The sequence below is a fragment of the Pseudomonas sp. AC229 genome (genome assembly GCF_979254655.1).
This window is the reverse complement of record NZ_CEEDHK010000004.1, coordinates 177,059-190,179: the sequence shown is the minus strand read 5'-3', so window position 1 is coordinate 190,179 and position 13,121 is coordinate 177,059. Positions and strand designations below refer to the sequence as shown.

Sequence of the window (13,121 nt, the reverse complement as noted above, 5' to 3'; positions counted from 1 at the left end):
TGCAATCACCGATTCGAATTGCGTTCGCCCGTTTCGCCAGCAAGCTGGCTCCTACGATGTGGCGGACGCCGCGTTAATCACAGCAAGGAGTTAACCGTGAAGCATTTGGTGTTGACCGTAATTGCCGAAGACCAGCCCGGTTTGGTGGAAAAGATCGCCAGCTGCATTTCAACCCACGGCGGCAACTGGCTGGAGAGCCGCATGTCGCGCATGGCCGGGCAATTCGCCGGCATTCTGAAAGTGGGCGTTCCCGCCGAAGGGCACCACGACCTTGTCACCGCGTTGCAGGCACTGAATGACCAGGGCATTCGCGTGCTGCTGGCCGAAAGCGGCATTGAGCCCGCGTGCACCTGGAAGCCGATTCTGCTTGATCTGGTGGGCAACGACCGACCCGGCATCGTGCGCGATATCACCCGCGTGCTTAGCGAGCTGGAAGTGAACGTCGAGAGCCTGGAAACCGATGTAGTGCCCGCGCCCATGAGCAACGAACCGCTGTTTCATGCCGAGGCGGTGCTGGCGGTTCCGCTGAGCTTGTCCCTCGACGTGCTGCAGGCGCGGCTGGAAACACTGGCCGATGACTTGATGGTTGAGTTGGTGCTGCGCAGCGAGGAATAACCTCGGCTGCGCGATGCCCGTCAGGCGACGGGCAGTTTGCTGCGCTGCAAACTGCGCCAGGCGTCGACGCTGTAGATAGCCAGCGCCGCCCAGATAAACGCGAAGGCGGTCAGCGTGCTTGGGCTCAGGTGCTCACCGAACAACAGGGTGGCTTGCAGCAATACCAGCGTCGGCGCCACGTACTGCAGAAAGCCCAGCGCCGCATAGGGCAAGTGCCGCGCCGCTGCGTTGAAGCACAGCAGCGGCACCAGCGTTACCGGGCCGGCCGCCGCCAGCCATAGCCACTGGGTACTGGCCCAGAAGTCCGGTTGCCGGCTCAGCGCGTCCGGGCTGAGCAACAGCCAGCCAATGGCGAACGGCACCAACAGCCACGTCTCCACCACCAGCCCCGGCAGCGCGGCAACAGGCGCCTGTTTGCGGATCAGCCCGTAAAACGCGAACGACAGCGCCAGCATCAGCGAAATCCACGGCACATGCCCGGCCAGCCAGAGCTGCTGCGCCACGCCGATACTTGCCAGCGCCACTGCCAGCCATTGCAGACGCCGCAAGCGCTCGCCCAGCAGCACCATGCCAAGCAGCACGTTGATCAGCGGGTTGATGTAGTAGCCGAGGCTGGCGTCGAGCATGTGGCCGTTGTTCACCGCCCACACATAGGTCAGCCAATTGGCTGCGATCAGCGCGCCGCTAAGAACCAGCACCCCGAATCGACGCGGGTTTTTACGCAGCTCGCCGAACCAGCCCGGATGCTTCCACACCAGCAGCAACAGCACGCCAAACAGCGCCGACCAGAGCACGCGGTGCACGATGATTTCCAGCGCAGGCACCTGCGCGATGGCTTTGAAGTAGAGCGGGAACAGGCCCCAGATGGTGTAGGCGCAAATGCCGAGTAGATACCCGCGGCGCGGGTTGGCGCTGGTCATGGAAGTCCTTGGTGAAAAAACGCAGGGGCTCATTCTAGTCAGCCCGCTGGCATCTGTCCGACCTGGCAACTGCGGCTGTGCGAAATCGCTCGATTCTGCGAAGCAGTGGTTGGGCATTGCTCCAAGACAACAACAGCGACGGGTTGTTGGCCTGCAATGGCCGGCAAACTCAATCGCTGATGGAGCTTGGAATGAACCACATCAAACCGCTGGTAATGGCCGTCGCGCTTGGCTTGGCGGGCACGGCAATGGCAGGCGGCGCCGACAAGTTGCAACGCGTGAAGGTTGACCTGGTGGCGCCGCCGCAGGTTCACGCCCACCAACAAGTCGACACCGGGGCGCCGAAGGTGGTGCAGTTTCGAATGACCATCGAAGAGAAAAAAATGGTCGTCGACAACCAGGGCACCACGTTACAGGCGATGACCTTCAACGGCTCGATGCCTGGCCCAACCATGGTGGTGCACGAGGGCGATTACGTTGAACTGACGCTGGTAAATCCGGCGACCAACAGCCTGGCGCACAATATCGATTTTCACGCCGCCACCGGAGCCCTGGGTGGCGCCAAGTTGACCTTCGTTTCGCCAGGCCAGGAAACCGTGCTGCGCTTCAAAGCCGACCGCAGCGGCACCTTTGTTTATCACTGCGCGCCCGAGGGCATGGTGCCGTGGCATGTGGTGTCGGGCATGAGCGGCACGCTGATGGTGCTTCCGCGTGAGGGGCTCAAAGACCCGGCGGGCCAGGCCTTACACTACGACCGCGCGTACACCATTGGCGAGTTCGACCTGTATATCCCGAAAGGACCGGACGGCAAGTACAAGGAATACCCCAACGCCATCGCCAGTTACGCCGACACCCGCGCGGTGATGCGCACCCTGACGCCCAGCCATGTGGTGTTCAACGGCCGCGTCGGCGCCCTGACTGGCGAAAACGCCATGACCGCGAAGGTCGGCGAAACCGTGCTGTTTATTCATTCCCAAGCCAACCGCGACACGCGCCCGCACCTGATTGGCGGCCACGGCGATTGGGTGTGGGAAAACGGCAAGTTCGCCAACCCGCCGCAGAAAGACCAGGAGACCTGGTTTATTCGCGGCGGCTCGGCCGGAGCTGCGCTTTACACCTTCAAGCAACCCGGCATTTATGCCTACGTGAACCACAACCTGATCGAAGCCATGGAACTGGGTGCTGCCGGCCATGTGAAGGTGGAGGGCGAGTGGAATAGCGACCTGATGGAGCAGGTGAAAGCGCCCGGCCCGATCACCAAGGCTCAGTAACAGGAGGCGCTATGGATCACTCGGAAACAGTGGTGTTGGGCCTGCTAATGGCCTTGGGCGTCGGCGGGCCGGCGCCGGAGCGCGAAGACAGTTGGGTACAGGTGCCGGCTGGCGTAGCGCGCTATCAGCTGCCGGCCGCCTCTGCTCCGGTAGTTGAGAAAGTGGCGGCGTTCAGCATCATGCGTCGTCAAGTGAGCCGTGCTGAATACGCCGCCTGCGTGCGGGCTAAACGCTGCGCGGCGCTGGATAAACCTGGGCGCAAACGTGCCGATCAGCCGGTGGTTGGTATCAGTTGGGTGGATGCGACCGCTTACGCAAGCTGGCTATCGGCGGTGACGGGCGAGACTTACCGGCTGCCGCGATACGGCGAGTGGCTGCAGGCGGCGGGGCACTTGTATGTCGATGACCCGCCTATCAAAGACGACCCGCGCAACCCGGCACGCCGCTGGCTCGAGGAGTACGAGCGGGACGCCCAGCGCAGCGCGCCATCGTTGAAGGTGCAGCGTTTCAGTGAGCAGGCCTCAAGCCCCAGCGGTTTGGTGAGCATTGCCACGAACGTGTGGGAATGGACCAACACGTGTTTTTCCGCTGGCGCGGGTGGGCAGGATTTTTGCGGCATTCATATCGCGGCGGGGCGCCACCCGAGTGCGCTGTCGGACTTTATTCGCGACCCGATCAGCGGGGCGTGCTCGGTGGGCACGCCGCCCACTTACGTCGGCCTGCGGCTGGTTCGTGAGCCGCGCTAATCAGAACAGCCGCAGCGGCTCTTCCTGTAGCGCCGAGAGCTGCTCGCGCAACACCAGAATCTGCTCGCCCCAATAACGCTCGGTGCCAAACCAGGGAAAGCTCATGGGAAACGCCGGGTCATCCCAGCGCCGTGCGAGCCAGGCGCTGTAGTGCATCAAACGCAGGGTGCGCAGGGCTTCAATCAGTGGCAGTTGGCGCGGGTTGAAGTCATGGAATTCCTGATAGCCGTCCACCAATTCGGCCAACTGGCCGAGGCGCTCGTGGCGGTCGCCGGCCAGCATCATCCACAAATCCTGCACCGCCGGACCCATGCGGCAGTCGTCGAGGTCGACGATATGAAACACCTCGTCGCGGCACATCATGTTGCCGGGATGGCAGTCGCCGTGCATGCGGATAGCGGTATAGGGCGTGGCGGCGTAAAGGTCTTCCACCCGCTTGAGCGCGTCGCGCGCGACCGACTCGTAAGCCGGCAGCAAGCTCTTGGGAATAAAACCGCCGTCCAGCAAGGTGGCCAGCGACTGGTGGCCAAAGTTCTGCACGCTCAGCTCGTCGCGGTGTGCGAAAGGCTTGCTGGCGCCGACGGCATGAAGGCGGCCGAGCAGTTGGCCTAGGCGATACAGCTGATCGAGATTGCCCGGTTCAGGCGCCCGGCCGCCACGGCGCGGGAACAAGGTGAAGCGAAAACCTTTGTGCTCGAACAGTGTTTGCTCGTTGTGCACCAGTGGCGCGACCACGGGCACCTCGCAATCAGCCAACTCAGCGGTGAAGGCGTGTTCTTCGAGAATCGCCGCGTCCGTCCAGCGCGCCGGGCGGTAGAACTTGGCAATCAGTGGCTGGCCTTCGTCGATGCCCACTTGGTACACGCGGTTTTCGTAACTGTTGAGCGCCATGACGCGCGCATCGCTGAGAAACCCGATGCTTTCTACGGCATCCAGAACCAGGTCGGGGGTGAGGTCAGCAAACGGGTGGCTCATGGGACGTTCCTGGCGGCGTGGGGTGCCAGTGTACGCCCAGCGGCGCGCCGAGCGTTGGTCTCAGGCTGTTTCGCCGGGTTTCGGCGTGCGTGCCAGGCAGTACACATCCACACGCCGCGCCCCGGCTTTCTTCAGCAACCGAGCCAGGCTGTTGGCGGTGGCGCCGGTGGTCAGTACGTCATCTATCAGGGCCAGGTGTTTGCCGGCGACTTGCGCGGCATCGTCGAGCACGAACGCGTTGCGTAAGTTGCGTTGCCGAGCGATGGCGTCGAGCGCCTGCTGGGCGTCCGTCTCACGTATGCGGCGGAGCAAGCGCGCGTTCACCGGCACGTTTAGGCGCGGCTCAAGCCAGTGGGCGAGCATGCCGGCCTGGTTGAAACCGCGCTGTCGCAACCGCTGTTTGCCCAGCGGCACCGGCAGCAACAAATCCGGGCGCGGTAAGCCGGCGGCGAAGGCATTTCGCAGGTGGTGTGACAAAAGCTGACCCAGCAGGCGTCCCACAGGCCACTTGCCGTGGTGCTTGAACTGCGTAACCAGCGTGTCGATGGGAAAGCTGTAGCGCCAGGGTGAGACCACCTGATCGAACTGGGGCGGCTTTTTCTGGCAATCGCCGCAGATTAAACCCTGATGTGGCGAGAGCATGGGCAGGGGCAAAGCGCACCGGATGCAGCAGCTGTCGAGCCACGCAAGGTCCGCTTCGCACGCATTACACAGCGAGCGCTGACCGCCAAGCGGCCCGTCGCAGAGAAAACAGATCTGGTCATTATTTAACCACTTGTAAACCACTTTCCAGTTGGCAGGTTGACAGCGCATTTTGCTTCCTTAACTATGCCGAACATCTATACCGCGCTTGTGGGCATTGTCTGATTCACCCGCTTGCGCATGACTACAAGAAGGACTGCTGATGAGCGCCACCACTTCTCCTACCCTGCGTCACGACTGGTCCCTCGCTGAGGTTAAGGCACTTTTTCAACAGCCCTTCAACGACCTGCTGTTCCAAGCCCAGACCGTCCACCGCGCGCACTTCGACGCTAACCGCGTGCAGGTGTCGACCTTGCTGTCGATCAAAACCGGCGCCTGCCCTGAAGACTGTAAGTACTGCCCGCAATCCGGCCACTACAACACCGGCCTGGATAAGCAAAAGCTGATGGAAGTTCAGAAGGTTCTGGAGGCGGCGGCAGAAGCCAAGGCCATCGGTTCGACCCGTTTCTGCATGGGCGCTGCGTGGAAACACCCGTCAGCCAAAGACATGCCCTACGTGCTGCAAATGGTTAAAGGCGTGAAAGCCTTGGGCCTGGAAACCTGCATGACCTTGGGCAAGCTCGACAAAGAGCAGACCAGCGCCTTGGCCGAAGCGGGCCTGGATTACTACAACCACAACCTCGACACCTCGCCCGAGTTCTACGGCAGCATCATCACCACCCGCACCTACAGCGAACGACTGGAAACCCTGGCCTACGTGCGTGATGCCGGCATGAAAATCTGCTCCGGCGGGATTCTCGGCATGGGCGAGTCGCTGGACGACCGCGCCGGTCTGTTGATTCAACTGGCCAACCTGCCGGAGCACCCGGAGTCGGTGCCGATCAACATGCTGGTGAAAGTGCAGGGCACGCCGCTGGCCAACGCCGACGATGTCGACCCGTTCGATTTCATTCGCATGCTGGCGGTGGCGCGCATTCTTATGCCCAAATCCCATGTGCGCTTATCCGCTGGCCGTGAGGCGATGAACGAGCAGATGCAGGCACTGGCCTTCTTCGCCGGCGCCAACTCGATTTTCTACGGTGAGAAACTGCTGACCACCGCCAACCCGCAAGCTGACAAAGACATGCTGCTGTTCAGCCGCTTGGGCATCAAACCTGAAGAGCGCGAAGAGCACGCGGACGAAGTGCATCAGGCCGCCATCGAGCAGGCGCTGATCGAGCAGAAGAGCAGCGAGCTGTTCTACGACGCTGCCTCAGCCTGATCATCTGAATCCCGCCGTGCTCCCTAGGCGCGAGCTGGCTCGCGAAGCGTGTGATCTTGGAAAGCTTCGCGAGCCAGTTCGCTCCTACAGGATCGCGTAAGGCAAACGTCCTATGAGTTTCGACCTCTCCGCCCGCCTGGCTGCCCGCCGCGCCGACAACCTCTATCGCCACCGTCCACTGCTGGAAACCCCGCAGGGGCCGGACGTGGTCGTCGACGGCAAGCGTTTGTTGGCCTTCTGCAATAACGACTACCTGGGCCTGGCCAACCACCCCGACGTCATCGCTGCCTGGAAAGCCGGCGCCGAGCGCTGGGGTGTGGGCGGCGGTGCGTCGCATTTGGTGATCGGCCACAGCACGCCGCACCACGAGCTTGAAGAAGCGCTCGCCGACCTCACCGGGCGGCCGCGCGCGCTGCTGTTTTCCACCGGGTATATGGCTAACCTCGGCGCCGTCACCGCGTTAGTCGGGCAGGGCGATACCGTGCTGGAAGATCGTTTAAACCACGCGTCTTTGCTCGACGCCGGCCTGCTTAGCGGTGCGCGCTTTTCCCGCTATTTGCACAACGACGCCGACAGCCTGTGCGTGCGCATCGCCCGCGCGGAGAAAAAAGAGCCCGTCGGCAATACCTTGGTGGTCACCGACGGCGTGTTCAGCATGGACGGCGACATCGCCGACCTGCCGGCCTTGGCCGCCACCTGCAAAACCGCTGGCGCCTGGCTGATGGTCGATGACGCCCACGGCTTCGGTCCGCTGGGCGCCAATGGCGGCGGCATCGTCGAGCATTTCGGCCTGAGCCTGGAAGACGTGCCCGTGCTGGTTGGCACCCTGGGCAAGGCCTTCGGCACGGCGGGCGCTTTCGTTGCCGGCAGCGAAGAGCTGATCGAAACCCTGGTGCAATTCGCCCGTCCGTACATCTACACCACCAGCCAGCCGCCCGCGCTGGCCTGCGCCACCCTGCAAAGCCTGAAATTGCTGCGCAGCGAGCATTGGCGCCGCGAGCATTTGAACAACCTGATCAGCCAGTTCCGCCGTGGCGCGCAAGCCTTGGGCCTGGAGTTAATGGACAGCTTTACGCCGATTCAGCCGATCGTGATTGGCGATGCCGGGCGTGCGGTGCGTCTGTCTGAGCTGCTGCGTGAACGCGGTTTGATGGTCACCGCCATTCGCCCGCCGACCGTGCCCGCTGGCAGCGCGCGGCTGCGGGTGACCTTGTCGGCCGCCCACAGCGAAGCGCAGGTGCAGCAATTGTTGAATGGGCTGGCCGAGTGCTGGCCGTTGTTGGGGAACCCTAATGAGTAACTCATTGGTGCTGTTGCCGGGGTGGGGCTTGGGAATCGAGCCATTGGGCATCCTGCAAATCGCCCTGGAGTGCGAGGAAAATGACCTGCAGGTTCAGCTCGAGCCGTTGCCGGAAATTGATTCGAGCGTGCCGGGGCACTGGCTGGACGAACTCGATGCACGGTTGCCGGACGGTTGCTGGTTGGGTGGCTGGTCACTGGGTGGCATGCTCGCCACCGAGCTGGCAGCCCGTCGCCAACATCGCTGTGCGGGACTGATTACCATGGCGAGTAACAGCCGTTTCGTCGCCAGCGAAGACTGGCCCCACGGTATGCCGCCCGAAGACTTTGCCGATTTCATGCAGCGCTGCGAGAAGAATCCTGCCGGCACGCTGCGGCGCTTTGCGCTGCTCTGCACCAAAGGCGGAGACGAAGCGGACCACTATGCGAAATTGATCGTCAGATCTGCTCCTTCCCCCGCCGTTAACAGCTTGATCAACGGCTTGCACGTACTCGCGGCACTGGATATTCGCGAGGCAATGACGACGTTCAAGGGCCCGCAGTTGCACATGTTTGGCGACAGCGACGCGTTGGTGCCAGAAGCGGCCGCCAGCGCTAGTCATCCGGAGATCCGTTTTATGGGCGGCTGCCACGCGTTCCAAATGGAGCAGGCCGGTCCGGTGGCCGAGGAAATATGCCGTTTTTGGCGGCGCCATGATGGTTGATCGGTCAGCGAGCGCCTTGCCCGACAAACGCCAGGTTGCCGCCTCGTTCTCCCGCGCAGCCGCCAGCTACGACAGCGTTGCCGAGCTGCAACGCGCCGTCGGCAATCACCTGCTGGAACAGTTGCCGGCAGCAATGGCCCCGGCTGATTGGGTGGATATTGGCTGCGGCACCGGCTATTTCACCCGTGCACTGGGCGAGCGGTTTGGTGCCGGGACCGGCATGGCGCTGGATATCGCCGAGGGCATGCTGCAACACGCGCGGCCACTGGGCGGCGCGCAGCATTTTATTGCCGGCGATGCCGAGCGCTTGCCGCTGCGCGACGCCAGCCGCGACCTGCTGTTTTCCAGTCTGGCGGTGCAATGGTGCGGCGACTTCGCGGTGGTGCTGAGTGAAGCCAAACGCGTACTGCGCCCAGGCGGTGTGCTGGCCTTCAGCAGCCTGTGCGTTGGCACGCTGCAGGAATTGCGCGACAGCTGGCAGGCGGTGGACGGTCATGTGCACGTCAACCGGTTTCGCCAGTTCAGCGACTACCAACAGTTGTGTGCCGACAGCGGCTTGCGCGTGCGCAGCCTGAATGTGCTGCCCCACGTATTGCATTACGCCGACGTGCGCAGCCTGACCCATGAACTCAAAGCCCTCGGCGCCCACAACCTCAACCCTGGCCGGCCCGGCGGGTTGACCGGGCGGGCGCGAATTCTGGCGCTGATCGAAGCCTACGAGCAGTTCCGCCAAGCGCAGGGCTTGCCGGCGACTTATCAGGTTGTGTACGCCGTGTTGGAAAAGGAAGGTTGAGATGAGCGCTGCATTTTTTATCGCTGGCACCGACACCGAGGTCGGCAAAACCACGATCGCCGCCGGGCTGCTGTGCGCCGCTCGCCGCCAGGGCTTGAGCACGGCGGCGTGCAAGCCGGTGGCGTCCGGTAGCGAGAACACCGCCGACGGACTGCGCAATAGCGATGCGCTTGCGCTGCTCGGCCAGTGCTCGTTGCCGCTCAACTACAACGAGGTCAACCCGCTGGCCTTCGCGCCGGCCATCGCCCCGCACTTGGCGGCGCGTGAAGCGGGTGTCGAGCTGACGGCGGCAGCGTTGCTGGCGCCGGTGCGTCATGTGCTCGACCAAGGCGCGGATTTCACCGTGGTGGAAGGTGCTGGCGGCTGGCGCGTGCCGCTGGGCGATGGCGGCTTTTTATCCGACCTACCGATAGCGCTGGGCTTGCCGGTGATTCTGGTAGTGGGCGTGCGCTTGGGCTGCATCAATCACGCCGTGTTGAGCGCCGAGGCGATTGAGCGGGACGGCCTGAAATTGGCCGGCTGGGTGGCGAATATTGTTGACCCGGAAACCTCACGGCTCGATGAAAACCTGGCCACTTTGACCGAGCTGCTGGCCGCGCCGTGCCTGGGTCGCGTGCCGCGTTTGGCTGACGCCGCCGCCGAAAGCGTGGCAGTTCATCTGCACCTGGCGCATTTGGCGCTATAAACAGCGGCGCTCCCATAGCCTTTTGGTTGTACGTTTATTAAGCGCGATCTGCTTAAATTGGCGTCAGAATTTTCTCTTTGTCGAGGTCTGCGATGGAAATCTCGGGTAGTGCTTTCAGCTCCGGGTTAAGCACCGTGCAATCTGGCCAGCGCCGGATTGATCAGGCGGCGTCCGAAATCGCGAGCAATTCCGTCACGCGCAACTCCGATGCAGCCGACACGGCTGACAACTTGGTGCAACTGAGCGTCGGTAAAACCGAAGCCCAGGCCGGCGCGAAAGTGATTGAAACCAGCGACGAGGTGCTCGGCACCTTGATCGACATTCGTGCCTGATTCCTTGACCGCCTGACTCTGTCGGCGGTTCGCCCTTCGCGGGCTCGTTTTATTCGGGCGCTGAGAAAAGCCCATGCAAATCGGCAGTGCTGCGCGTTATCCGCTGTTACCGCAGGCTTCGCCCACGCCGAGCCCGTCTTCGCTTGCCGACGACACGCCTTCGGCGCTCCCCTCTGACACAACCTCTGCGTCTTCTCCCTCCGCCACGGTGACGTTGTCCGCCGATGGCAAGCGCTTGGCGGCGGCTGATGAAAAGCCCGGTGACGCGGTACAGGACGGCGGCGCCGCTAAGGGCGACGCAGCAAATGCCCAGCAAGCACAACTGGATCGCCAGAAGATTTCCGAATTGTCGAGCCGAGACTCCGACGTTCGCGCCCACGAGGCTGCCCATGCCTCAGTAGGTGGCGCGTATGCTGGCTCGCCCAGTTACACCCTGCAGCGCGGGCCGGACGGCAAGGCGTATGCAGTTGGCGGCGAAGTGGGCATTGACGTGAGCGCAGTGGCCAACGACCCCGCAGCCACTATCAGCAAAATGGAAGTGGTGATGCGCGCGGCCTTGGCGCCGGCAGATCCCTCCGCCCAAGACCTCCGCGTAGCGGCGCAAGCCCAGGGGCTGGCCTCGGCGGCACGCGCGGAGCTGGCGCAGCAACGTCGCAATGAGAACGTGGAACGGGCTGAAGAAAAGAACGCCGAAGACGACAAAGACAGTACGGCTGACGATGCGGCCAAGCCGGCCGACGCGGCGGCATCGCTTCAGGTGTATCAGAGTATTGCTTCGCCCACAGAAGCCGCGCCGCAGATAGAGGCGTTTGCCTAGAAGGCTGTAGGGCGATGCTTGACAAGGTATCAGCGTAAACGTATGTTTCAAACGCCTGTTTGATTGCTGGGCTGAATCCTAGCCGCCGGGCAATCGAGAGAGATCTCGCACGAGACCGCCAAGCCGGTCACCCATCTAGGACCCATCGTAGAGGTTACCGCTATGCCTGATTACAAGGCCCCCTTGCGTGATATTCGTTTCGTACGCGACGAGTTGCTCGGCTACGAAGCGCACTATCAAAGCCTGCCGGCTTGCGCAGATGCTACCCCGGACATGGTTGATGCCATTCTCGAGGAAGGCGCCAAGTTTTGTGAGCAAGTGCTGTCGCCACTGAACCGCGTTGGCGATCTGGAAGGCTGCACCTGGAGCGAGTCCGGCGTTAAAACCCCGACTGGCTTTAAAGAAGCCTACAAACAATACGTAGAAGGCGGCTGGCCAAGCCTGTCCCACGACGTAGAGCACGGCGGCCAAGGCCTGCCAGAGTCTCTGGGTCTGGTACTGAGCGAAATGGTCGGCAGCTCGAACTGGTCGTGGGGCATGTACCCAGGCCTGTCGCACGGTGCGATGAACACCATCTCCGAGCACGGCACGCCTGAGCAGCAGCACACTTACCTGACCAAGCTGGTTTCCGGCGAGTGGACCGGCACCATGTGCCTGACCGAGCCGCACTGCGGCACCGACCTGGGCATGCTGCGTACCAAAGCTGAACCGCAAGCGGACGGCTCGTACAAAGTTTCCGGCACCAAAATCTTCATTTCTGCTGGCGAACACGACATGGCCGACAACATCGTCCATATCGTTCTGGCCCGCCTGCCCGACGCGCCGCAAGGCACCAAAGGCATTTCGCTGTTCATCGTTCCCAAGTTCAACGTGAACGAAGACGGCAGCGTCGGCACCCGTAACGCCGTTTCCTGTGGCTCGCTCGAGCACAAAATGGGCATCCACGGTAACGCCACCTGCGTGATGAACTTCGACGGCGCCACCGGTTACCTGATCGGCCCAGCGAACAAAGGCCTGAACTGCATGTTCACCTTTATGAACACCGCTCGCCTGGGTACCGCACTGCAAGGTCTGGCTCACGCTGAAGTCGGCTTCCAGGGTGGTCTGAAATACGCCCGTGAACGTCTGCAGATGCGCTCGCTGACTGGCCCGAAAGCGCCGGACAAAGCCGCTGACCCGATCATCGTGCACCCGGACGTTCGCCGCATGCTGCTGACCATGAAAGCGTTCGCCGAAGGCAACCGCGCAATGGTCTACTTCACCGCTCAGCAAGTGGACATCGTCAAATACAGCCAAGACGAAGAAGCCAAGAAGAAAGCCGATTCGCTGTTGGCCTTCCTGACGCCAATCGCTAAAGCCTTCATGACCGAAGTCGGTTTCGAAGCCGCTAACCACGGCGTGCAAATCTACGGCGGCCACGGCTTTATCGCTGAGTGGGGCATGGAGCAGAACGTTCGCGACAGCCGCATTTCCATGCTGTACGAAGGCACCACCGGTATCCAGGCGCTCGACCTGCTGGGCCGTAAAGTGCTGCAAACCCAAGGCGAAGCGCTCAAAGGCTTCACCAAGATCGTGCACAAGTTTGTTCAGACCAACGAAGGTAACGAGGCTGTCGCCGAGTTCACCGCTCCGCTGGCCAAGCTGAACAAAGAGTGGGGCGAGCTGACCATGAAGGTCGGTATGGCCGCGATGAAAGATCGTGAAGAAGTGGGTGCTGCTTCGGTCGACTACCTGATGTACTCCGGCTATGTCTGCCTGGCGTACTTCTGGGCCGACATGGCCCGTGTAGCCGCTGAGAAGCTGGCTGCCGGTACCGCCGAAGAAGCGTTCTACAAAGCCAAGCTGCAAACCGCGCGCTTCTACTTCCAGCGCATCCTGCCGCGCACTCGCGCGCACGTTGAAGCCATGCTGTCCGGCGCCAACAACCTGATGGACATGGCCGAAGAAGACTTCGCGCTGGGCTACTAAGTCGTAGTTCGCACCATCGGTTGAAAAAAACCG

The 13,121-nt window shown here is 62.3% G+C and carries 14 protein-coding genes; 11 read left to right on the top strand and 3 right to left on the bottom strand.

What is annotated here, in order from left to right; translation table 11 throughout:
* The first annotated feature begins 96 nt into the window (after nucleotides 1-96).
* On the top strand, nucleotides 97-615 hold the full coding sequence (locus tag AC0IW7_RS07375) for a glycine cleavage system transcriptional repressor (protein WP_471816781.1): 519 nt from the start codon (nucleotides 97-99) through the stop codon (nucleotides 613-615).
* A gap of 20 nt (nucleotides 616-635) precedes the next feature.
* Here the strand turns inward: AC0IW7_RS07375 and rarD are convergent, their stop codons facing one another.
* Nucleotides 636-1,535 (bottom strand): EamA family transporter RarD, encoded by a 900-nt coding sequence (rarD, locus tag AC0IW7_RS07370; RefSeq protein WP_471816779.1) that lies wholly within the window; start codon nucleotides 1,533-1,535, stop codon nucleotides 636-638.
* A gap of 191 nt (nucleotides 1,536-1,726) precedes the next feature.
* Between rarD and nirK the strand changes: the two genes are divergently transcribed.
* Both nirK and AC0IW7_RS07360 read left to right on the top strand, forming a co-directional pair.
* On the top strand, nucleotides 1,727-2,806 hold the full coding sequence (gene nirK / locus AC0IW7_RS07365) for a copper-containing nitrite reductase (protein WP_471816777.1): 1,080 nt from the start codon (nucleotides 1,727-1,729) through the stop codon (nucleotides 2,804-2,806).
* A gap of 11 nt (nucleotides 2,807-2,817) precedes the next feature.
* Nucleotides 2,818-3,552 carry an SUMF1/EgtB/PvdO family nonheme iron enzyme gene (locus tag AC0IW7_RS07360; RefSeq protein ID WP_471816775.1) on the top strand — a complete coding sequence of 245 codons (735 nt, stop codon included), beginning with the start codon at nucleotides 2,818-2,820 and terminating at the stop codon, nucleotides 3,550-3,552.
* Here the strand turns inward: AC0IW7_RS07360 and AC0IW7_RS07355 are convergent, their stop codons facing one another.
* Nucleotides 3,553-4,527, bottom strand: coding sequence for a serine/threonine protein kinase (locus AC0IW7_RS07355; RefSeq protein WP_471816773.1), 975 nt, complete (start codon nucleotides 4,525-4,527; stop codon nucleotides 3,553-3,555). It abuts the gene before it with no gap.
* A 60-nt stretch (nucleotides 4,528-4,587) separates the two neighbouring features.
* A complete protein-coding gene (locus tag AC0IW7_RS07350) occupies nucleotides 4,588-5,340 on the bottom strand; it encodes a phosphoribosyltransferase family protein (RefSeq protein ID WP_471816771.1) in 753 nt (250 codons plus the stop codon).
* 91 nt (nucleotides 5,341-5,431) lie between these two features.
* On the opposite strand from AC0IW7_RS07350, the gene bioB reads away from it, so the two are divergent.
* The 8 genes from bioB to AC0IW7_RS07310 all read left to right on the top strand — a co-directional run bounded on the left by bioB (nucleotide 5,432) and on the right by AC0IW7_RS07310 (nucleotide 13,088).
* Complete coding sequence (gene bioB / locus AC0IW7_RS07345; RefSeq protein WP_471816769.1) at nucleotides 5,432-6,490, top strand: biotin synthase BioB; 1,059 nt, start codon at nucleotides 5,432-5,434, stop codon at nucleotides 6,488-6,490.
* A gap of 112 nt (nucleotides 6,491-6,602) precedes the next feature.
* Nucleotides 6,603-7,790 carry an 8-amino-7-oxononanoate synthase gene (gene bioF / locus AC0IW7_RS07340; protein ID WP_471816767.1) on the top strand — a complete coding sequence of 396 codons (1,188 nt, stop codon included), beginning with the start codon at nucleotides 6,603-6,605 and terminating at the stop codon, nucleotides 7,788-7,790.
* Nucleotides 7,783-8,493 carry an alpha/beta fold hydrolase gene (locus tag AC0IW7_RS07335; RefSeq protein WP_471816765.1) on the top strand — a complete coding sequence of 237 codons (711 nt, stop codon included), beginning with the start codon at nucleotides 7,783-7,785 and terminating at the stop codon, nucleotides 8,491-8,493. The genes bioF and AC0IW7_RS07335 overlap by 8 nt, the downstream gene beginning before the upstream one ends.
* Nucleotides 8,483-9,286 (top strand): malonyl-ACP O-methyltransferase BioC, encoded by an 804-nt coding sequence (gene bioC, locus AC0IW7_RS07330; RefSeq protein WP_471816763.1) that lies wholly within the window; start codon nucleotides 8,483-8,485, stop codon nucleotides 9,284-9,286. Before AC0IW7_RS07335 ends, bioC begins: the two co-directional genes overlap by 11 nt.
* 1 nt (nucleotide 9,287) lies before the next feature.
* Nucleotides 9,288-9,971 carry a dethiobiotin synthase gene (gene bioD, locus AC0IW7_RS07325; protein ID WP_471816761.1) on the top strand — a complete coding sequence of 228 codons (684 nt, stop codon included), beginning with the start codon at nucleotides 9,288-9,290 and terminating at the stop codon, nucleotides 9,969-9,971.
* Between the two features lie 92 nt (nucleotides 9,972-10,063).
* Nucleotides 10,064-10,303, top strand: a complete 240-nt coding sequence (locus AC0IW7_RS07320) for a hypothetical protein (RefSeq protein ID WP_122492018.1) — start codon at nucleotides 10,064-10,066, stop codon at nucleotides 10,301-10,303.
* A gap of 73 nt (nucleotides 10,304-10,376) precedes the next feature.
* Nucleotides 10,377-11,120, top strand: coding sequence for a putative metalloprotease CJM1_0395 family protein (locus AC0IW7_RS07315; RefSeq protein ID WP_471816759.1), 744 nt, complete (start codon nucleotides 10,377-10,379; stop codon nucleotides 11,118-11,120).
* A gap of 162 nt (nucleotides 11,121-11,282) precedes the next feature.
* Nucleotides 11,283-13,088, top strand: a complete 1,806-nt coding sequence (locus AC0IW7_RS07310) for a phenylacyl-CoA dehydrogenase (RefSeq protein WP_122492016.1) — start codon at nucleotides 11,283-11,285, stop codon at nucleotides 13,086-13,088.
* Nucleotides 13,089-13,121: the final 33 nt, after the last annotated feature.